The sequence below is a fragment of the Gloeocapsopsis sp. IPPAS B-1203 genome (assembly GCF_002749975.1).
Taxonomy (GTDB): domain Bacteria; phylum Cyanobacteriota; class Cyanobacteriia; order Cyanobacteriales; family Chroococcidiopsidaceae; genus Gloeocapsopsis.
The window spans coordinates 178,171-197,347 of sequence record NZ_PEIG01000008.1; the positions used below are offsets into that span (position 1 = coordinate 178,171).

At 41.7% G+C, this 19,177-nt stretch carries 17 protein-coding genes and 2 tRNA genes; 11 read left to right on the forward strand and 8 right to left on the reverse strand.

Annotated elements, in window-relative coordinates:
- Window positions 1-141: 141 nt before the first annotated feature.
- Window positions 142-933 carry a TrmH family RNA methyltransferase gene (locus CSQ79_RS15820; protein WP_099702216.1) on the reverse strand — a complete coding sequence of 264 codons (792 nt, stop codon included), beginning with the start codon at window positions 931-933 and terminating at the stop codon, window positions 142-144.
- Window positions 934-1,198: 265 nt separating this feature from the next.
- On the opposite strand from CSQ79_RS15820, the gene CSQ79_RS27865 reads away from it, so the two are divergent.
- A complete protein-coding gene (locus CSQ79_RS27865; RefSeq protein ID WP_289501190.1) occupies window positions 1,199-1,366 on the forward strand; it encodes a hypothetical protein in 168 nt (55 codons plus the stop codon).
- A 232-nt stretch (window positions 1,367-1,598) separates the two neighbouring features.
- On the opposite strand, the gene CSQ79_RS15830 is transcribed toward CSQ79_RS27865, so the two are convergent.
- A tRNA-Leu gene (locus tag CSQ79_RS15830) sits at window positions 1,599-1,680 on the reverse strand.
- Between the two features lie 242 nt (window positions 1,681-1,922).
- On the opposite strand from CSQ79_RS15830, the gene murA reads away from it, so the two are divergent.
- The 4 genes from murA (at window position 1,923) to CSQ79_RS15850 (ending at window position 5,997) form a co-directional block, all read left to right on the forward strand.
- Window positions 1,923-3,314: a UDP-N-acetylglucosamine 1-carboxyvinyltransferase gene (murA, locus tag CSQ79_RS15835; RefSeq protein WP_099702133.1), complete on the forward strand. Its 1,392-nt coding sequence runs from the start codon at window positions 1,923-1,925 to the stop codon at window positions 3,312-3,314.
- Window positions 3,315-3,685: 371 nt separating this feature from the next.
- Entirely contained in the window at window positions 3,686-4,558 is an 873-nt protein-coding gene (locus tag CSQ79_RS15840) for a M48 family metallopeptidase (protein ID WP_099702134.1), read from the forward strand.
- Window positions 4,537-4,620: transfer RNA gene (locus tag CSQ79_RS15845), tRNA-Leu, on the forward strand. Before CSQ79_RS15840 ends, CSQ79_RS15845 begins: the two co-directional genes overlap by 22 nt.
- A gap of 708 nt (window positions 4,621-5,328) precedes the next feature.
- Window positions 5,329-5,997: a M23 family metallopeptidase gene (locus tag CSQ79_RS15850; RefSeq protein WP_099702135.1), complete on the forward strand. Its 669-nt coding sequence runs from the start codon at window positions 5,329-5,331 to the stop codon at window positions 5,995-5,997.
- Window positions 5,998-6,172: 175 nt separating this feature from the next.
- Here the strand turns inward: CSQ79_RS15850 and ftsH are convergent, their stop codons facing one another.
- Complete coding sequence (gene ftsH, locus CSQ79_RS15855) at window positions 6,173-8,059, reverse strand: ATP-dependent zinc metalloprotease FtsH (RefSeq protein WP_099702136.1); 1,887 nt, start codon at window positions 8,057-8,059, stop codon at window positions 6,173-6,175.
- A 358-nt stretch (window positions 8,060-8,417) separates the two neighbouring features.
- Here ftsH and CSQ79_RS15860 point away from each other — a divergent pair, with 358 nt between their 5' ends.
- Both CSQ79_RS15860 and CSQ79_RS15865 read left to right on the forward strand, forming a co-directional pair.
- Window positions 8,418-8,963 (forward strand): NADPH-dependent FMN reductase, encoded by a 546-nt coding sequence (locus CSQ79_RS15860; protein WP_099702137.1) that lies wholly within the window; start codon window positions 8,418-8,420, stop codon window positions 8,961-8,963.
- A 291-nt stretch (window positions 8,964-9,254) separates the two neighbouring features.
- Entirely contained in the window at window positions 9,255-9,839 is a 585-nt protein-coding gene (locus CSQ79_RS15865) for a Crp/Fnr family transcriptional regulator (protein ID WP_099702138.1), read from the forward strand.
- Window positions 9,840-9,883: 44 nt separating this feature from the next.
- Here CSQ79_RS15865 and CSQ79_RS15870 read toward each other — a convergent pair whose 3' ends face one another.
- The 5 genes from CSQ79_RS15870 to rppA form a co-directional block, all read right to left on the reverse strand.
- Window positions 9,884-11,023 (reverse strand): ferrochelatase, encoded by a 1,140-nt coding sequence (locus CSQ79_RS15870; RefSeq protein ID WP_099702139.1) that lies wholly within the window; start codon window positions 11,021-11,023, stop codon window positions 9,884-9,886.
- Between the two features lie 151 nt (window positions 11,024-11,174).
- Window positions 11,175-12,569 (reverse strand): magnesium transporter, encoded by a 1,395-nt coding sequence (gene mgtE / locus CSQ79_RS15875; protein ID WP_099702140.1) that lies wholly within the window; start codon window positions 12,567-12,569, stop codon window positions 11,175-11,177.
- A 136-nt stretch (window positions 12,570-12,705) separates the two neighbouring features.
- Window positions 12,706-13,068 carry a DUF7980 family protein gene (locus tag CSQ79_RS15880; protein WP_099702141.1) on the reverse strand — a complete coding sequence of 121 codons (363 nt, stop codon included), beginning with the start codon at window positions 13,066-13,068 and terminating at the stop codon, window positions 12,706-12,708.
- 34 nt (window positions 13,069-13,102) lie between these two features.
- Window positions 13,103-14,380, reverse strand: a complete 1,278-nt coding sequence (locus tag CSQ79_RS15885; RefSeq protein WP_099702142.1) for a sensor histidine kinase — start codon at window positions 14,378-14,380, stop codon at window positions 13,103-13,105.
- Between the two features lie 210 nt (window positions 14,381-14,590).
- Window positions 14,591-15,274 (reverse strand): two-component system response regulator RppA, encoded by a 684-nt coding sequence (gene rppA / locus CSQ79_RS15890; protein ID WP_099702143.1) that lies wholly within the window; start codon window positions 15,272-15,274, stop codon window positions 14,591-14,593.
- A gap of 102 nt (window positions 15,275-15,376) precedes the next feature.
- Here rppA and CSQ79_RS15895 point away from each other — a divergent pair, with 102 nt between their 5' ends.
- The 4 genes from CSQ79_RS15895 (at window position 15,377) to CSQ79_RS15910 (ending at window position 19,138) form a co-directional block, all read left to right on the forward strand.
- Window positions 15,377-15,766: a hypothetical protein gene (locus CSQ79_RS15895; RefSeq protein WP_289501193.1), complete on the forward strand. Its 390-nt coding sequence runs from the start codon at window positions 15,377-15,379 to the stop codon at window positions 15,764-15,766.
- 169 nt (window positions 15,767-15,935) lie between these two features.
- Window positions 15,936-17,330 carry a glycoside hydrolase 100 family protein gene (locus CSQ79_RS15900; RefSeq protein WP_099702145.1) on the forward strand — a complete coding sequence of 465 codons (1,395 nt, stop codon included), beginning with the start codon at window positions 15,936-15,938 and terminating at the stop codon, window positions 17,328-17,330.
- Window positions 17,331-17,396: 66 nt separating this feature from the next.
- A complete protein-coding gene (locus CSQ79_RS15905) occupies window positions 17,397-18,482 on the forward strand; it encodes a tocopherol cyclase family protein (RefSeq protein ID WP_099702146.1) in 1,086 nt (361 codons plus the stop codon).
- Between the two features lie 17 nt (window positions 18,483-18,499).
- A complete protein-coding gene (locus tag CSQ79_RS15910; protein ID WP_099702147.1) occupies window positions 18,500-19,138 on the forward strand; it encodes a Uma2 family endonuclease in 639 nt (212 codons plus the stop codon).
- The last annotated feature ends 39 nt before the right edge of the window (window positions 19,139-19,177 follow it).

Sequence of the window (19,177 nt, forward strand, 5' to 3'; positions counted from 1 at the left end):
CACAGTAAGGAAAGCCAGCAAGTCTTCCCTATAACTTATTGAAAATGATTATGCTTATCTTGCCAAGTAAACTTTTAGGAAAAAAGCAACTAAAGAAGTAGATATTGCAACTTATTCGCAAGCATATGCCGCAATACAGCTTTATTGCGTTGTGGAAAATATTTTTTGGCGCTGTGCTTCGTACAACATTAAAGCCGCTGCGATCGCTACATTCAAAGATTCGACTTCAGCATTTTGCGGAATTCTGACACAAAAATCGCTTTGTGCGACTAATTGAGAAGATAAGCCTGCACCTTCATTACCTAGCAAAATTAAACTAGGACGCTGCCAATCGACTTCCCAGTAAGTTAACGGCGCATCTGCTTGTGTTGCTACAACTTGCATTGCTGCTTGTTGACATTTGCTCACTGTTGTCATTAAATCGGAACTGACGGCGATCGGTAAGCGAAACCATTGTCCTGCTGTCGCTCTTAACACTTTGGGATGATACATATCTACACTATTTGCATTCAGCCATAATCCACTCGCGCCCGCAGCAGTAGCCGTGCGGATGATTGTACCGATGTTGCCTGGATCTTGGATATTTTCTAAAGCTAGTGCTAAACCACTATAAGGTATTTGCGCATGATGCGAACTGCGGTGTGCTGTTGCGACAACGCCATCAGGGTTGACTGTTGTGGCGATCGCTTGCAAAACGTCTTCACTGACAATTTCCCCGCGTTGGGCTTGCTGAGAGGCTTGTTGCCATAGTATCGGGTTGCGACTTTGCCACTGTGGAGTACAGCAGATGGTTGCCAATGGGTATTTTACGCGACAAGCTTCTTGCAGTAAGTGCGTTCCTTCGATTAAAAACACGCCTTGATCGCGCCGTTCTTTTGCGGAATGCAATTTCCGTAACTGCTTGACCAGAGGATTTTGCAAACTGGTGAGCATACAATCTGTAGCAGTCAATTGCCGAATGAATTTAAAGTTATCAGCTACAGTGTACTTTTTCAAGCGTGAATGCTGTGCCCTGGAATTTTCCTGCGAGTGCGATCGCACGTTTTTAGATAGATGATGGTAGCTGAGTCGTATTTGCCCCCTAAATCCACGCCACTTGATACAACGGGGGGAACTCCCAAGGGCGCACTGGTTCCCCAACTTTGGGGTACTTTTACTTTAATCGTATCCTTTGTAATATGGCATTCCTAAATCATTCGTGAACACCTCTATCAAGGGCATCGATAATCAACATTGGCTTGTTTTCAAGCACCGCAATTCTGACAATCTGTTGCTAAATATTGTCACATTCTTTGGCATCGTTGGCGAACACGCAACGCATAAACTACTGCGAATCGATCCTAAAACGGCTAAAATTTATACCTAGCCCAAAAGACAAAGAAAGACGTACAGAAGCTTTTACGCGATTACACTGATGGAGAACAAGCAAAATTAGACGATAGAAATTTTGTGATTCAACTCGTGCAGGATATCAACAAGCTTAACCTGATTGCGTATGAAGCAATTAAACCGACTAGCTTGCAAGTTTCTTTAGCATCATTCTTACTAAGAGCATAATACAATTGCTCAACACATTTTCATGTTGAGTCCACAAAAAATGCGGAACCCGGGACTTGAACCCGGAAGCCTTGCGGCACTAGAACCTGAATCTAGCGCGTCTGCCAATTCCGCCAGTTCCGCATGGAGTTTATTAAAGCAGCTTTTTATTATCTCTCAGTTTTAGCTCAAAGTCAAGAAAGGAAAGTTTACTTAATCAAAGGTTTCTTATAAGATCACATGAAACAATAAAAAACAACCGTGTAAATACTCTTTTCTTAAAAAGACGATGAAATTAATATGCGATGACTCACAATGTTTAACTTTTGCAAATGTCAATGTAGAATCAAAACCAACTTTGAACTTGTAAAAGTACTTAATTATTTATGGAGGATAGACCTATTACTACCTCTGATGGTTTGAAAGACACACACACACAGTCTGATGCTGACGCTGCTGTTCTACAGATTTGGGGAAAGCATCTTCTCAAAGGTCATGTCAATATTAGTGGAGCAAAAAATTCTGCGCTGACAATCATAGCCGCAGCCCTGCTTTGTCCTCAAGATTGCCGCATTCGCAATGTTCCTAAACTAGTAGACGTTATGCGAATGGAGCAGATTTTAACGGCTTTGGGAGTCAAGATTGATCATCAGCAAGATGTTTTAGACATCAATGCCAGTACGATTAGTCACTCTAAAGCTCCTTACGAAATAGTTAGCCAGCTACGAGCGAGTTTCTTCATTATTGGTCCATTACTGGCAAGATTGGGAGTAGCACGCATTCCTCTACCTGGTGGTTGTACCATTGGCGCTCGACCTGTTGACCTTCATGTTCGGGGTTTACAAGCAATGGGAGCTGATGTTCAAATCGAACATGGTATTGTCCATGCCTATGTAACTGGTAGTCAACGCAAGTTAAGAGGAGCAAAAATTTACTTAGATTATCCCAGCGTTGGTGCGACAGAAACGATTATGATGGCTGCTACTCTGGCAGAGGGAGAAACAACAATTGAAAATGCAGCACAAGAGCCAGAAGTTGTAGACTTAGCAAATTTCTGTCAAGCAATGGGCGCTCGCATCCGAGGAGCAGGAACAAATACAATTACAATCGCTGGAGTTCCCAGCTTGCATTCTACAGACTATACGATTAATCCAGACCGGATTGAGGCTGGAACTTTCCTAGTCGCAGGTGCAATGACACATTCTGAAATTAGCTTATCTCCAGTTGTTCCCGAACATCTGACTGCGGTTATTGCTAAACTCCAAGAAACTGGTGCTCAAATTATCACTGAATCATCTGACTGCTTGCGGATTCTTCCTGGAGACAGCATTAAAGCAACCGATATTGAAACCTTGCCTTATCCTGGGTTTCCTACTGATATGCAGGCGCAGTTTATGGCTTTGCTAACACTGAGTGAAGGCAATAGCTTAATCACGGAAACGGTTTTTGAAAACCGCATGCGTCATGTGGCAGAACTTAATCGTATGGGAGCAGATATTCGCGTTAAAGGCAACCACGCACTCGTGCGAGGAGTTTCTATGTTATCTGGTGCACCAGTAGTAGCAACTGACCTCCGTGCTTCTGCAGCACTTGTTTTAGCTGGATTAGCAGCTGATGGTAAAACAACCATTCAGTGCTTGCACCATCTAGACCGAGGATATGAACAATTAGAAACTAAACTGCTAGCGTTAGGCGCAAAACTAGAACGTATTCCCGCGATTGGAGATATCAGTGGTGTTTGTTTGACAAGCGATCCCGTTTTATCTGAAAAGGATTAACATTTTTGTAGCTTTAGAAGAACTAGCAAGTTTTTTCCACTTTCGGTGTCATTTATGTGGTTTTACGACTACTGACTTCAGGTTTTAACTATACTATGAGCGCTATATCTTAAATGAAAATACGCTGAGATCAGTAAAGATTTGACATTTAGTGTATACCGGAAGTCGGGTAGCTTTATTGACCAATACAAGAGGATAGACTTGAGCTGGCAATGTTTTTGTACTTGCCTATAGTTTTTCAGGTGCTTGTAGTAAATGATTGTCAAACCTTAGTGGAAAAGCTTTGTTCGTTATACTGAACACATAACATCGCATTAGGCTAATCACACCTAGCGGCAATTCCTTTATTCTTTCTCAAGCCAAAACGACGCATGTTTTCTACAATTCAGCTAATTGGTTTAAAAGCCGACGAGTTTCGTCATCCATTAGATTTAGAAGCTACCAAAGCTCTCAAGCAGATTCCTGGCGTTGATATTTTAGTGCGTAATCTGCTAGGGCAAATGGCAGAACAGTTTTTTTATGTAGAAAATATTGCCTCAAGTATTCTGGTAGGAGAGCAACAACTACCTCAGTTTCACAAGCTACTAGTAGAAGCTTGTCGAGTATTGGATCTTGAACCACCACAATTGTATGTCCGTCAACATCCAGTACCCAATGCTTACACGTTTGCTATGCGTGGAAAGCAGCCATTTATTGTCATACATACTTCTTTGTTAGAGTTGCTGACTCCAGAAGAAATTCAAGCAGTTATTGCTCATGAATTAGGTCATCTTAAATGCGATCATGGAGTGTATCTTACCTTAGTGAATTTGGTGGTATTAGCAGCAGGGCAGTTACCAAATTTCGGTGGCTTTGTTGCTCAAGCACTACAAGCACAACTTTTAGAGTGGGTAAGATGCGCAGAATTTACGTGCGATCGCGCAGCATTACTTGCAACTCAAGATCCCAAAATTGTGATGTCACTTTTGATGAAGTTGTCTGGCGGTTCGCCAACACTAGCACCACAACTCAATTTAGATGCTTTTCTCGCTCAAGCACGCGCCTATGACGATATCAGTAATACTGAAATGGGAGAAGTCTTAAAATCAGCGCGGACATCTCAATTAACTCATCCCTTACCAGTACTACGCGCAAGAGAAATAGATCGCTGGGCATCAAGTCGAGATTATCAAAACTTGTTAGAAAGTCACACTATGCACTATAATCATAAAGCTGCACCCAAGGGCGGGTGGCGAAACTGGTAGACGCACCACACTCAAAATGTGGCGACCTTGCGGTCATAGGAGTTCGATTCTCCTCCTGCCCACTTCAATACTAGATAAAAGCAGATAGATGCATACTGTTTTGCAAGATACGACAGTGGAGACTGACGTAATGAGCTGATATTTGTAGAAGTAGCTCGTGATTCAATCATGACATTGATAGGAACGCTGCATCTATCTTTCTCATTCGCGTTAATCTCAGTCGAGATCTACGTCTTTTCAATTGTCAACTCAAAAGCAAAACAAAATACTTAAACTTACTGAATTTTTAGCTTCAATCAGAATTTAGTAAATTTCTTAATTGTAGACACAAAATTAGTCTATTTTACTACCGTATATTTCCGGCTTTAGCAGTAGCTTTTTAGTATAAATTTAGCAAAATTTATCAGTAGAATTGCGCTTGGATAACAAGTGGATCTGACGCTAGTTTCTTTTAATGTTTGCTATAACAGGTTACTTAACAAAAGTTAATCATAGCCTCGTCTATAAAAAGACATGGTTAAAAAATGCTAAAAAGTGTTGTCATCAGAGAAGGGAACTTTTGCTTTTTTAGGAAACTCAATAGTTCTTTAAAGGATTCACAGTTGTTTGTTGTTAAACAGGCGATCGCGCTTTGTACAGAGTAAAAATGATTATCAAATGATTGTTCAAACTGATAAGGCTATTAGTATTGCCAAATCAAAAAGTCATACAGATGATGAATTGTCAAAGCTACTAACCGAAGACGGATATCTACATTAAGGAGTGAAAGTATGAAGCAAGCGTCTGCATCTAGTCGTCAACCCCTCAAAATTCGTGCTCGTGTTAAAAAAAGTCTTTTGCTTGCTGTATTAGGAATATTAAGTGCATCAAGCTTGATTTTGCAACAACACATGACTCAAGCTGTCGCTGCTGAACAAAACCAGGTTGCCACAAGTAGTACTTGGCAAAACGCCTCTTTCCCTGTAGAAAATTTTCAAGCTTATTCTTCTCCCTTTGGTTATCGTCGTTCTGCTACTGGCGGGTCAGGATGGGAGTTTCATAGAGGGCTAGACTTTGCCGCACCCCAAGGAAGTTATATTCGTAACTGGTGGTCAGGAAAAGTTATTAAAGTCTCGGATCGTACAGCTTGTGGAACTCATATTGTTGTTCAATCAGGTGATTGGGAACATACCTATTGTCATATGAAAGGTCATGTTGAAGCTCAAGGTGGTAATCGCTACTTCATTGACCGTGAGGGTGGAATTCAAATTTGGGAAGGTCAGTATATTGACAGTGGCGTACGAATTGGTCGAATAGGAATGACTGGACGCACTACAGGTCCTCATCTTCACTGGGGACTTAAGTACGCAAATAATTATGTAGATCCCGCACTTGTTCTGAGAGCTATGTATGCTCAGCAATCGGGGAGATCGCTACAATCTTCAGCCAAGATTCAATAAGCTATTACCTATGCTGTGCTTTGAACAGAGCAGAGTAGGAAATTGTGTACTTGGTTCAAGTAAGAAGAGAACTAAAAGTCTTAATAAATTTCTTTCTATTGCACAACCTTGACAAAAAGCCGATGAGTTCTATGAAACTTATCGGCTTTCGACTTTGGGAGTATTCTAGTTGTCATCAACTAGCAACAAGTACATCTTGTTGAGATTGCTTGTATTCTGCTACGATTTTCCGAAATTCATCGCCGTCAATGGTTTCTTGTTCGATAAGTAAATCTACCAATCGATCCATAAGAACGCGGTTGTCTTGGAGAAGTTTCAACGCTTGTTGGTGGCAATGGGAAATAATCTGCCTAATTTGAGCATCTACACGTGCTGTAATTTCCTCAGAATATTCTGAGCGAGTCATTAAGTCACGCCCTAGAAAGACCTCGCTGTTCTGATTCTCAAGCGCAAGTAAACCTAAGTCAGACATCCCAAAGCGAGTTACCATCTGCTTTGCTAAGTTTGTCAGTTGTTGTAAATCTTGACCTGCACCAGTTGTAACTTCTTCTTTCCCAAACACAATTTCTTCGGCTGCTCGTCCGCCAAGCGTTGCAGTAACTCTTGCTAAAAGCTGAGCGCGAGAAACCAACCCTTGGTCTTCATTAGGAGTAAACCATGTTAGTCCTCTGGCTTGTCCGCGCGGAATCAGTGTAACTTTCTGCACGGGATCGTGGTCTTTCAAGAGCGTAGCAAGCAATGCATGACCTACTTCGTGGTATGCAATTAAGCGTTTGCTCTTGCTATCGACTAGCGGTGTTCCTTCCATCCCTGCGACAACTCGGTCAATCGCATCATCAATCTCTAACAATGAGATTGCTTCTTTACGTCGTCTGGCTGTCAAAATTGCCGCCTCGTTGAGCAAGTTGGCTAAATCTGCTCCTGTAAATCCTGGTGTCCGTCTTGCTACTGCGTCTAATGACACATTCGCGTCCAGTTTCTTATTTCGTGCATGTACTTGGAGAATTTCTTGACGTCCTTTAACATCGGGAGCGTCCACAATAACTTGACGGTCAAATCTTCCAGGACGCAGTAATGCAGAATCTAAAACATCAGGACGGTTCGTTGCAGCAATAATGATAATTCCTGTATTGCCTTCAAATCCATCCATTTCTGTGAGTAACTGATTGAGCGTTTGTTCGCGCTCATCGTTACCACCGCCGATACCTGCTCCACGTTGTCTTCCTACTGCATCAATCTCATCGATAAAGATTAAGCAAGGCGCACTGTCTTTGGCTTTTTTGAATAAGTCACGGACGCGGGAAGCACCAACACCAACAAACATTTCGACAAATTCACTACCAGAGATACTGAAAAATGGTACTCCAGCTTCGCCGGCGATCGCTTTAGCCAGAAGTGTTTTACCTGTTCCTGGCGGTCCGACTAACAGCACACCTTTGGGAATACGAGCACCAATCGCTGTAAAGCGTTCAGGTTGTTTAAGGAAGGTGACGACTTCTTGTAGTTCTTCTTTGGCTTCTTCAATTCCAGCAACATCAACAAAGGTAATCCCAGTTTTTGATTCCATTTGAAATCGAGCGCGGGATTTACCGAAGTTCATTGCTTGATTGGATGCGTTGCTCGATCGCCGTAAAAACAATAACATCAAAGCCATCAATGGCAAAATCCATAGCAAGTTTGCCAAGATGCCAATGGCAACTCTACTATCAGCAGAAGACCTTACTTCAAAATCAACTTGGTTCGCCCGCAGTCTTTCAGTTAATTCTGGATTTTGGTCGAGTAGTGGGATCTCTTGCGGTGGAGCATCTGCTTGTTGTCCTTCAAGTTGAACTCTAGCAACTCGTTGAGTTGGATCAATTTCAACTCGTTCGACTTGACCTGCATCAATTCTTTCTAGTAATTCACCATATGTGAGAGCGTTAGGCTCTCTTCTTTGCGCTAGTGCTGGGCTTGCCACGAGCGTAGACTGTAACATAATCCAGCCTGCGGCGATCGCACCAGTAAAAGCTAAACCGCTTGCCGGTCTTTGGCGCATCAATGCTTTTTTTTGCGAACCTCTCATATTGATTGCCCTTTGTCTACTGCTTTAACCCAAGCACTTGCATTTGAGCGTTCTGCCTGAGCGTGAATAAAAATTTAAAATTTATCTTGTCAAGATCTAGTTTAGCTTTCCTATAACTCCCTCTAGTATCACTAATAGCTCAATTTCTTGCGCTGGCATAACTTGAGATTTGACACAACCGTAATAAGTTCCCTATAATTAAATCATACTCATAACGACTTCGCTTATACGAATTGACGAAAAAGAACTGTTTAGACGTTGCACTCAATCAAGGATTTTGCTCCGAAGATGGATAACCGTATTTAAGTATTAACGAGATTAATTAGCGTTTTAGTAAACTTCTTCAAGGAGCAATTCAATGGTCAAAATTGTAGGAATTGGTGGTAGTTTAAGACCTGACTCTTATAGTCAACTGGCTTTAAGCTTAGCAGCAAGGCGAATTGAGGCTTTGGGTACAGAAGTTGAAGTTCTCGATCTTAGGCAAATGAAATTACCATTTTGCGATGGAGGAGATGACTATTTAGACTATCCTGATGTAGCCAAACTGCAGAATACAGTCAAGCAAGCTGACGGTTTAATTTTGGCGACTCCAGAGTATCACGGTAGTGTAAGTGGTGTTCTAAAGAATGCTCTAGACCTGATGAGCTTTGAGCAGCTAGATAGCAAAGTTGTTGGATTGATTAGCGTCCTCGGAGGTCAGTCTAATAGCAACGCATTAAATGATTTGCGAGTCATTATGCGTTGGGTACACGCTTGGGTAATTCCCGAACAAATTGCAGTTGGACAAGCATGGAAAGCTTTCAGTTCTGATGGAAAAATTTTAGATGAAAAACTTTCCCAGCGTTTCGATCAATTTGCTCAGAGTTTAGTGGAAAATACACGCAAGCTGCAAGGCGTTGCATAGCATGAGGTCTGATTGAGGTTATGTGTTTCCTGTTATAGCAATTGGTCATAGTTAACATCATAAAACTTTAGACCAGTTGCTTGCAGGACATTTTGACTTTAATAATGGCAAACCTTTCTAGTTTAGACTTATATTAAACCAATTCACAACCGTAATTTTATTGTTTTTTTTGATGAGTTTTGAAATCTACCCAAATATTTCCGTAAAATTACTATTGATTGCCGAAGAAGACTGCAATAGCGTGATAACAGTGTAATAGATGTACTTCTCGTACTGTGAGAGAGTATTGCAATGCCAGACTCAGGTTCAGAGCCTTCTTTACCCTCTACGAAGTACACGTTTCGTCGCCGGAAACAGATTCCTCTTCAAACAGAAGTTTTGTGGAAAATTGAACGTGGGATTGTACGCACGTCTACTTGGACAGAAGATGGTACGTTAATTGTCTTAGGTTATTGGGGATCTGGTGAAGTTGTAGGGCAAGCAATATCTCGTATTCGTCCTTTTCAAATTGAATGCTTGACTGATGTAGAGTGTAGCGCTTTACCGTCTCATACATGGGGAAACATTTTAGAAGACGTTGTACAGCAGATGCAACAAACTGAAGAATTAATCCGGATCATCCGCAGAGAATCAGTTGCACTGAAATTGTGGGAGTTTTTGATTTGGCTTGATAAAAAATTTGGTTGTGATGTTAAGCAGGGGCGGCGGCTAGATTTACCTATTACTCATCAGGACATAGCAGATACAATTGGCTCAACAAGAGTAACAGTGACAAGAATGTTGCGACAATTCGCAATAGAAGGAAAAATCCTGCGTCAGGGGTGGAGCATTATTATGTATGATTCTGATTTATTGGAGATGAGTAGAATTAAGTGAGTTGTTCGGGCAGGCAAAATAGCCTACCCTAAAGTTAAAGATTTTTAGTGATGATGGTGTTCGTGGTGATGGTGGTGATGGTGATGCGCCTGTACTGCTGCTAAGTGAGGATTGACTGCGATCACTTGCTCTGAAAGTAAAGCAGCAATTTGAGGATTAGCCCATTCTGCAGCCATTTTCAGAAAATCAGGGTGATCGTTCACACAAGGCATTTGCACATAAGTGATATTTTTGTGCTGGCGCTGCAAAGCATGAATAATATGATCGACATCGAGTAAAGTTTCATGATTTTCAGTAGCAAAGCCAATTGGCATAAACACAATCGCTTTAGCGCCAAGTTCAATCAAGTTTTTTGCAGCTACTGTCGCATTAGGCTGCGTCCATTCAATCAGCGGCGTGTCATGGTTCAGCCAGCCTACAGAAATCAGAGGATAGCGGTAGATTAATTGTTCTCTGACTTGCTCGTATAGTGCTTCACTTTCTGTAATTCCAGAAGTAAATCCTTTTGCCTTGTGCGGACAGCCGTGATTCATTAACACGATACCAATTTGGGAAGGTAGGTATGCTGCAGCCAGATCGCTAGCAATTTTTTCCTCAACCAGACGTGCCATTAAACCAATATAGGCAGATTCATTGTAAAAAGAGGGAATATAACGTTGAGCTTTGACCCAGTGTTCTTCACCGTCAGTCAGTGCTAAAGCTTTGTTGACTTGTTCTACTGCGATCCCGCTTGTGAAAATTGAATCAACAACGAGTAAGGGGTAAATCAGAATTTTGTCAAATCCTTGATCTTTAATCTCTGCTAAGACTTGTTCTGGAAGGAAGGGCGCACAGAAGTTAAATGCTTTGAATACTTGAACGCGATCTCCCCACTGTTGTTGTAAGTGCTTTTCAATGCCTGCACGTTGCTGCTCAAAAATGGCATTATGAGGAGAGATAAAGTGATCGTGTTGATGATCCCACTCATGGCGATCAAACAGCGCTAGTACTTTAGCTAAAGGTGGATAAATCCATGTTGGTACTGGGGCAAATTTAGCGGTCAGTAAATTTAAAGCTTGTTCGTTGTAGTTAGCAAAATCTTCGTAACTCTCGACTTCGCCGTAGCCCATCAGCAAGACGGCAACTCGGTCATTGCTAAAATGAGCAGATACTTGTTGTTGCTGTTTTTCAGGGATGGCAACCAATTTACATTCCTCGATGAAATTAATATGTAAACTTTTTAGTACGGTAGGTACTTGAAGCGCCTAACGATGCTGTCCATAGCTCACTAAGTACCGACACTATACCTAGGTTAACATCCCCGTAGGGGGCATAGCAGGTTTGTGCTGATCAGTTTTACAATCCTAAAATTAGCCGCGCTGTCCACAGATAAATTAAGACGCCCAAAACGTCAACTGCAGTTGTAATGAATGGTGCTGACATCAAAGCGGGATCGAGTTTGAGGGAACGAAACAAAAAGGGTAATGCTGAACCTGCGAAGGAAGCCAAAATGGCAATGGCAAATAAACTCACTCCAACTGCGATCGCGACTGCTAGATTACCTTGTAAAAAATAAGCCCACACTGTTACAACAACAGCTAGCATAACTCCTAAAACTACGCCGGCAAGAGTTTCCCGCGATATGACTCTAAGAAACTTATTAATTTGCACTTCGTTGGTACTTAAGCCACGAATGACGACTGTAGAAGATTGCGCCCCCACATTACCACCAGTGTCAATTAGTAAGGGAATAAATGCTGCTAGTGCTACAACTTGTTCGAGAACTTCTTCTTCATTTTGAATAACTACTGCAGTCGCTGTATTTGTGATCAATAAAATCATTAGCCAAACGACACGTTTACGAGCAACAGTAAATAAGTTAGTTTGAAAATAATTACCACCACCGGCTTGAACGCCACCTAGAGTATAAATATCTTCGGTAGTTTCTTCTTCTAAAATATCGATGACATCATCAACAGTCACGATCCCAACTAAACGTCGTTCGGTATCTACGACAGGTACAGCTAAGAAGTCATAATCTTTGATGATACGCGCAACTTCTTCTTGATCGGTTTCGGTGTAGACGTGTACAGCATCCCGTGTCATGATCTCGCCAATAGTCTGATTGGGTTGGGCTGTCACAAGATCCCTAAGTGATAGGATGCCTACAAGTCTTCGTGCTGCATCTGAAACGTATAAGTAATAGATAGTTTCAGTAACATTGGCAACACTACGAATACGCTCTAATGCTTGAGCAACAGTCATTCCTTCTTTTAAAGATATATACTCTGGGGTCATAATGCGCCCAGCAGTATTGGGCTTGTAGCCTAAAAGTAAAGAAGTTGCTTGTCGTTCTTCAGGGCTTAGTTGCGTTAGCAGTCGCCGAACAATTTTTGCAGGCAATTCATCAAACAGACGCGCCCGATCGTCAGGTGACATTTTGTCAACAATATCCAAGACATCTTGGTGTTTGAATTCCTCAATTAGCTTTTGTTGAATAGTAGGATCAAGATACTCATAGACTTCTATTGCCTCATCTTTAGAAAGCAAGCGAAATGCGATCGCCTGCATGGCTTCTGGTAAACCCTCAATCGCTTCTGCAATATCTACAGGTTGTACAGGGACAAGTAAAGCTTTAGCACCTTGAAAATTTTGCTGCTCTAATAGTGTCTGTAACTGCATACGAACTAACTCTCGTAGTTCTTCCCGCGACGCAGTTTGAGGGTGATTAGCGTTGTAGTCTTGAGTCAAGGTGAACCTCCTTCTGAGTCAAATAAAGTGCGCAGCTATATCAGCGCAAGGCTTAATAACTTGACAGAATTACAAAGATATTAATCGAAGATTAAGCAACTACCCTTTTGATAGCGAGGATGTTCGTTGTTTACACTTATCCCTTTACTAAGTTACTCAGTAATGGATTTTCTAGGATATTAAATTGCAGCAGTAATACAACGACAATCGTGTAAACAGTAGACGAAATTAAGCCAATCAGTAAATCTTTCTTGAGACTTCGTTCTGATTGTTGTAGAACATCAGCAGCCCCAAATTGCATCAGTAGAAAACCTGCAATATTAGAAATCCAATAGCCTACTATCGAAAAAGGCAAAAATAAATCTGCATTAAACAAACCAAAAATATAACTAAAAAAATAGGCAATTGGTAAATTAAAAAACAGATCGTTCCACCAAGACAGTGGCGATAGCATATATCCCAAAATAAAAATAAGACTCCCTCTTAACTTAATTAACATTAATCACGATCCTTGTGACAAGAAAATGACAGGTTTATGACATTGTGAGGGGTAATTTGATTGTAAAAGTAGATCCTTGGGCATAGGTACTACTAACATTAATCTGCCCACCATGAGCTTGCACGAGTTGCTGGGCAATCGCAAGTCCTAAACCAAAACCACCACTTTTTCTAGTGCGTTCAGTATCAACACGATAAAACCGTTCAAAAATATAAGGCAAATCTTGGGAAGGAATGCCAATCCCACTATCTTCAACTACGATTTCTGCCCAACGCGATCGCACAGCAAGACGCAACTGCACTTTACCACCAGCAGGAGTATACTTAAAGGCATTATCTAGCAAGTTCATCACTGCCTGGTGAATTAAACTATAATCTGCAAAAATTTTGACTGGATACGGTGGCAAGTTTGTCGTAAAAATCAGTGCATTTGTATTGTTTTCTACTTGGTATCGTGCTATTTCTTGTAGTAATTGAGTTAGATCAATTTCTTGTAAAGATTCAGGCGCAGCAATTCCTTGCTGTCGCGCTAGTAGTAATAAATTGCTAACCAAGGTACTCATTGATTTAGCAACTTCGACAATCTTTTCTAGACGGAAACGTTGCTGAGAACTATCTTCTGAGAGTAGTCCAACTTGTGCATTGCTGAGAATTGCTGCAAGTGGTGTACGTAGTTCGTGGGAAGCATCGGCGGTAAAGCGTTGTAATTGAATGTAAGCTTGACGAATTGGCTGCATTGCTAATCCTCCCAAAAACCAACCCGTCAACGCAATAATGAATATTGTGATTGGTACTGCTAAAGCTAAAAATAATCGTAATTGACTAAGCGAATCTTGTGCAGCAGCTAAAGGTGTTGCAATTTGCAAATAACCAATAACAGTGTCATTTTTTTCGACAACTAATGTTACTTGACGCAGCCAAGGCTGAAGCTGATTCGGTGTTGAATATTTAGTATTTTTAATTGTATGAAAACCAATTGCTGTTGTTAGTTGTGATGGTGGTGGAGTGCCAAAAAATCGGACAATTTGCTTTTGGGGATTGTACCAACGGGCATAAACTAATTCTGTATCTTCTGGTAAGGGATTATTACCTAACCAGGGAACATTTTCTAGGTCTACTCGCCGTTCTCCTGGTTCAAGGCGATAATCTACATTAGCAGCGATCGCCCGCGTTTTTTTGTAGAGTAGGCGATCGACAACTTCAAGTTCATCTTCAACTTCCTGATAATAGACAACAGTAGCGAAGACAACTAAGATACTTCCCATCGAGAGAGTAAACCAGCGTGCTAAATTTCGACGACTGCGGTTGAACATGACTAGAGATCAGGAATCGGGGGAGCAGAGGGTGGTAGGGTATGAGGGTATGAGGGTATGAGGGAAAAATAGTAATTAAATCTCTCAATCTCTACAACTCGCTTACTCACCTACTCTACAACGCTCCCACGCTCCTACTCTCCCACACTTCCACTAGTCACTAACCCCTAACCCCTCACTCCGGACTTCGTCCCGCTGCGCTAACACTCCTCACCCCTCTTCTTCCGGTGGATTTAAGCGATACCCCATACCATAAATTGTTTCAATCCAATCAGCCGCATTAATGCTTTGTAACCGCTGACGTAGTCGGCGGACTAAGGTTGTAACTGCATTACTTTCCGGTTCTGTACCCCATTCCCAAAGCGCTTCTTCAATTTGATCGCGAGTGAGTACTTGACGGGGATGGCGAAAAAAGTATTCTAGTAACTGAAATTCTCGTGTAGATAGTTGCACGGTTGTATGATTGCGTTCAACGGCAAGACTATTGAGATGTAATTGCAAGTCTGCCATCCGTAGCGTATCCCCTTGCCATAATGGCGATCGCCTGCCTAAAGCTCGAACTCGTGCTAAAAGTTCCATAATATCTGTAGGCTTGACTAGATAATCATCTGCGCCAGCATCTAAACCTGTGACTTTATCTGCTGTCGTATCCTTTGCTGTTAGCATCAACACAGGAGCAGTTTTACCAGCTTGGCGAAACTGTTGACATAAACTTAAACCACTGACACGCGGTAGCAGCCAATCCAAAATGAGTAAATCGTATTCTTTTTGAGATAATAGCCACTGTGCCGTTTCCCCATCTTCAACACCATCGACAATATGTCCAGCTTGCGACAAAGCAGCATAAAGTGGTTCTAATTGCGCGGGGTCGTCTTCTACGAGTAAGATTCTCATATAGCGCGATCGCCTACGAATGATGCACATAGTAAGTAAACAACACTCCAGCGTACGTCTGTCACCGGAAAGATTGTTACAAGATTCCTTTTGCGTCGCCGTATGACTTCATTTCGCTGGTTCAGAGCATTATATACACTTGGGCTAGAGTTTTTGCTAGCGCTACCTCTTCTTGGATGTGCCTTCTGGTTTGCCACGAGTGTGTTGACAGATCATGTACTGAGTCGTCCCTATGGTACAACGACTCAACTCGAAGCTGATACTCAACTTGAAGTGCATCTTTCTGTCACTGTCGTCGTTATTCAAGCTGAAGTCGATCAGCAACAAGGATTTACGAAAGTTGAAGTGATGACGAAAGACTCTGTATTGAAAAAGTTAAATTTCATTTTTCCCGTTACTGACTTTGACCAACTTGAAGCTACGATTGCTCAAGAACTCGGACTTTCACGCGAAAATGTCCGGAGATTGGTGCGTTATCAAGTCAGGAACTAACATAGAATTTGCTTCTAGCAAAGTAGGGAAGAAATGGGAATGGGTAATTGGTAATCGGCAGAAGTTACCAGGTGTCAGCCCTAGCTATTTTTATTACTAATTGGAGATGAATATGTTCTACTAAACAAGATAAAAGATTGTCTGTTCGCTATGAATATTTTTTAGCAAAATGACAACTAGCCAAAACAGAGATGAGCTAATTCAAGAAGCAAGAGCATTACTTGATAAATCGATTCTCTACTATCAAGGGCGTCCAGTAGGAACAGTAGCAGCAGACGATCCTGAGATGGATGCGTTGAATTACGATCAGTGCTTTGTACGTGATTTTGTTGTATCGGCGATCGCGTTTTTAACTGAGGGACAAATAGAAATCGTGCGTGATTTCTTGGTTGTGACGCTCAAACTACAAAGTCATGAAAAGGAAATGGACTGTTTTCGTCCAGGACCAGGGCTAATGCCTGCAAGTTTTAAAGTAGAATGCGTTGATGGCAAAGAACGCTTAATTGCTGATTTTGGCGAACACGCGATCGCCAGAGTCCCCCCAGTAGATTGCTGTTTGTGGTGGATCGTGTTACTACGCGCTTATGTGAAAGCAACAGGAGACATCAAACTCGCCCACCAAGCTGATTTTCAAGCAGGAATCAAACTTATTCTTGATTTGTGCTTAGTACATCGCTTTGCGATGTATCCGACGATGCTAGTTCCTGATGGTGCTTTTATGATCGATCGTCGGATGGGCGTTTATGGTCATCCTTTAGAAATTCAAGTTTTATTTTATGCAGCTTTACGTGCAGCTAAAGAGTTACTACTACCAGATAACAATGGCGATGAATATCTTGATGCTGTAAAACACCGTTTGGGAACTTTAGGATATCATATCCGCGAGTATTATTGGTTAAATTTACAACGTTTAAATGAAATTTATCGCTTTACTGGTGAAGAATTTGGGCACGAAGTTGCTAATAAATTTAATATTTACGCTGATTCTATCCCCGCTTGGTTAACAGAATGGTTGCCAGAAAATGGGGGTTATCTAGCCGGAAATTTAGGTCCAGGAAGAATGGATTTTCGCTTTTTTGCTTTGGGAAACTTGATGGCAATTTTAATTTCCTTAGCTAGTGAGGAAGAATCTCAACAAATCATGAATTTGATCGAAGATCGCTGGCACGATTTAGTAGGATATATGCCAATGAAAATTTGTTTTCCTGCTGTTGAGGGTGCTGACTGGCGGACTGTGACAGGATGCGATCCTAAAAATCGACCGTGGTCGTATCATAATGGGGGAAATTGGCCTATATTACTGTGGATGCTAACTGCTGCGGCAATTAAAACCAATCGTCAAGAACTTGCCCAAAAAGCGATCGCGATCGCTGAAGAACGTTTAGGTAAAGATCAATGGCCTGAATACTACGATGGTAAAAATGGGCGATTAATTGGCAAAGAATCAAGAAGATATCAAACTTGGAGCATTGCTGGGTATTTAGCAGCAAAAGATATGATAGATAATCCAGCATTAATTGAATTAATGAGCTTTGATGAAAATCCTGAGTTTTTAACTTGTTAAACTACTGTAGGGATAGATAAAGAAAATTTCCTCAAAAGGGTAATCAGCCGCACATACTGGTATTTTATGTCTAGTATTCCCAAATCTCATAACTCAACGCAAACACCACATAGTGGTTATCACTGGGATGGTAGCGATCGCCGTTTCTTTGAAGGTTGGTATTACCGTGTAACTTTACCTGATTGCGGGCAAACTTTTGCTTTCATGTACTCTATTGAAGATCCGATTGGTGGTAAACCTTATAGTGGCGGTGCAGCCCAAATTTTAGGTCCTGATGATGAATATCTCTGGCGGACTTTTCCAGATGTGCAGGGTTTTTGGGCAAATTCATCTAAACTCGAATTAGGACATTGGGGTAAAACTGATTTACGTACTCAGCCAACATTATTACTTCCTAATGAATTTGACAGTCGGATAAAAGAAGGCTACCAAGCTACAGCTACACTTAATCAGGGAATTATTCACAACCCTGCAACTGGATATTGTCGTTGGGAGTACGAAATTAAGCCAGTATACGGTTGGGGAAATAAAGGCGAACTCCAAAAATCAACGGCTGGTTTATTGTCATCTTTGCCTATTTTTGAACCTGGATGGCAGATTTTAATGGCACATGGGCTAGCTTCTGGTTGGATTGATTGGAACGGTAAACGCTATGAATTTACTGACGCCCCTGCTTATGGAGAAAAAAATTGGGGTGGTGCTTTTCCCAAAAAGTGGTTTTGGGTGAATTGCAATTGTTTTGAAGGCGAACCTGACTTAGCTTTAACTGCTGGTGGCGGTAGACGAGGCGTGTTGTGGTGGATGGAATCGGTGGCGATGATTGGTGTTCACTATCAAGGGAAGTTTTATGAATTCGTGCCCTGGAACTCGCAAGTTTCTTGGCAAATTCAGCCTTGGGGTGGATGGCGAATGCAAGCTACTAATTCTGAATATGAAGTAACTGTGACTGGAACGACAGATTTACCTGGTACTCCTCTACGTGCGCCAACAGAAAACGGTTTGATGTTTGCGTGTAAAGATACGATGCAGGGTGAGGTGAGATTAGAGTTGCGATCGCGTACTTCCAATCAATCAATTATTACTGCTTATAGTTCTCTATGTGGCTTAGAAACTGGCGGTAATCCTTGGGATACAACTTGGTATTCTAGTTGAACAGTGGGAGGTTAGGTATGAATTATAGCCCAAGTGTACAACTGCCAACCGATACCTGGGTGACAACAACCTGGAATGACTATTTGCGGGTGTTAGAAACTGTTGGCGAAACAGCAAAAGGCTACTACTATAACGGTCAGATGAGGATTGAAATGTCACCCGTTGGAAACGATCACTCGCGAGATCACTCGATCGTTATTTATGCAGTTCATTTGTTTGCGGGAATTAAAGATATTGATTTAAATGGTCATGATAACTGCACTTATCGCAAAACAGGAGTGAACGAAGCGCAACCTGATGTGTCGTACTACATTGGGGAAACAGCAGAAGCGGTTCCTTGGGGCACAGGAATCGTGGATCTTGACAATTATCCTCCACCAACTTTGGTGATTGAAGTCGCCAACACCTCTTTATTGGATGATAAAGGCAATAAACGCTTGCTGTATGAAGATCTGGGAGTGAGCGAGTACTGGATTATTGATGTGCAGAATGTTGAAATTATTGCGTTTGCAGTAGAAAATAACGGCAGTCGCAGAATTAGGCGATCGCAAGTGTTACCAGGATTAGACATTTCTGTGCTAGAAGAAGCGTTGCAACACACTCGTCAGATGAATCATGGCAAAGTGAGTGCTTGGTTATTAACTCAGTTTCAGTAATCTTGTTTTCCCACCTGATATATAAGATTGACAAACAAA

Bases quoted from the DNA above. Each gene is read 5' to 3' on its own strand.
- rppA (WP_099702143.1), bottom strand. From the start codon at position 15,274: ATGAGAATCTTACTCGTAGAAGACGACCCCGCGCAATTAGAACCACTT.
- CSQ79_RS15840 (WP_099702134.1), top strand. From the start codon at position 3,686: ATGTTTTCTACAATTCAGCTAATTGGTTTAAAAGCCGACGAGTTTCGT.
- ftsH (WP_099702136.1), bottom strand. From the start codon at position 8,059: ATGAGAGGTTCGCAAAAAAAAGCATTGATGCGCCAAAGACCGGCAAGC.
- CSQ79_RS15820 (WP_099702216.1), bottom strand. From the start codon at position 933: ATGCTCACCAGTTTGCAAAATCCTCTGGTCAAGCAGTTACGGAAATTG.
- CSQ79_RS15880 (WP_099702141.1), bottom strand. From the start codon at position 13,068: ATGTTAATTAAGTTAAGAGGGAGTCTTATTTTTATTTTGGGATATATG.
- CSQ79_RS15895 (WP_289501193.1), top strand. From the start codon at position 15,377: ATGACTTCATTTCGCTGGTTCAGAGCATTATATACACTTGGGCTAGAG.
- CSQ79_RS15865 (WP_099702138.1), top strand. From the start codon at position 9,255: ATGCCAGACTCAGGTTCAGAGCCTTCTTTACCCTCTACGAAGTACACG.
- CSQ79_RS15850 (WP_099702135.1), top strand. From the start codon at position 5,329: ATGAAGCAAGCGTCTGCATCTAGTCGTCAACCCCTCAAAATTCGTGCT.
- CSQ79_RS15905 (WP_099702146.1), top strand. From the start codon at position 17,397: ATGTCTAGTATTCCCAAATCTCATAACTCAACGCAAACACCACATAGT.
- CSQ79_RS15885 (WP_099702142.1), bottom strand. From the start codon at position 14,380: ATGTTCAACCGCAGTCGTCGAAATTTAGCACGCTGGTTTACTCTCTCG.
- murA (WP_099702133.1), top strand. From the start codon at position 1,923: ATGGAGGATAGACCTATTACTACCTCTGATGGTTTGAAAGACACACAC.
- CSQ79_RS15860 (WP_099702137.1), top strand. From the start codon at position 8,418: ATGGTCAAAATTGTAGGAATTGGTGGTAGTTTAAGACCTGACTCTTAT.
- CSQ79_RS15910 (WP_099702147.1), top strand. From the start codon at position 18,500: ATGAATTATAGCCCAAGTGTACAACTGCCAACCGATACCTGGGTGACA.
- CSQ79_RS15900 (WP_099702145.1), top strand. From the start codon at position 15,936: ATGACAACTAGCCAAAACAGAGATGAGCTAATTCAAGAAGCAAGAGCA.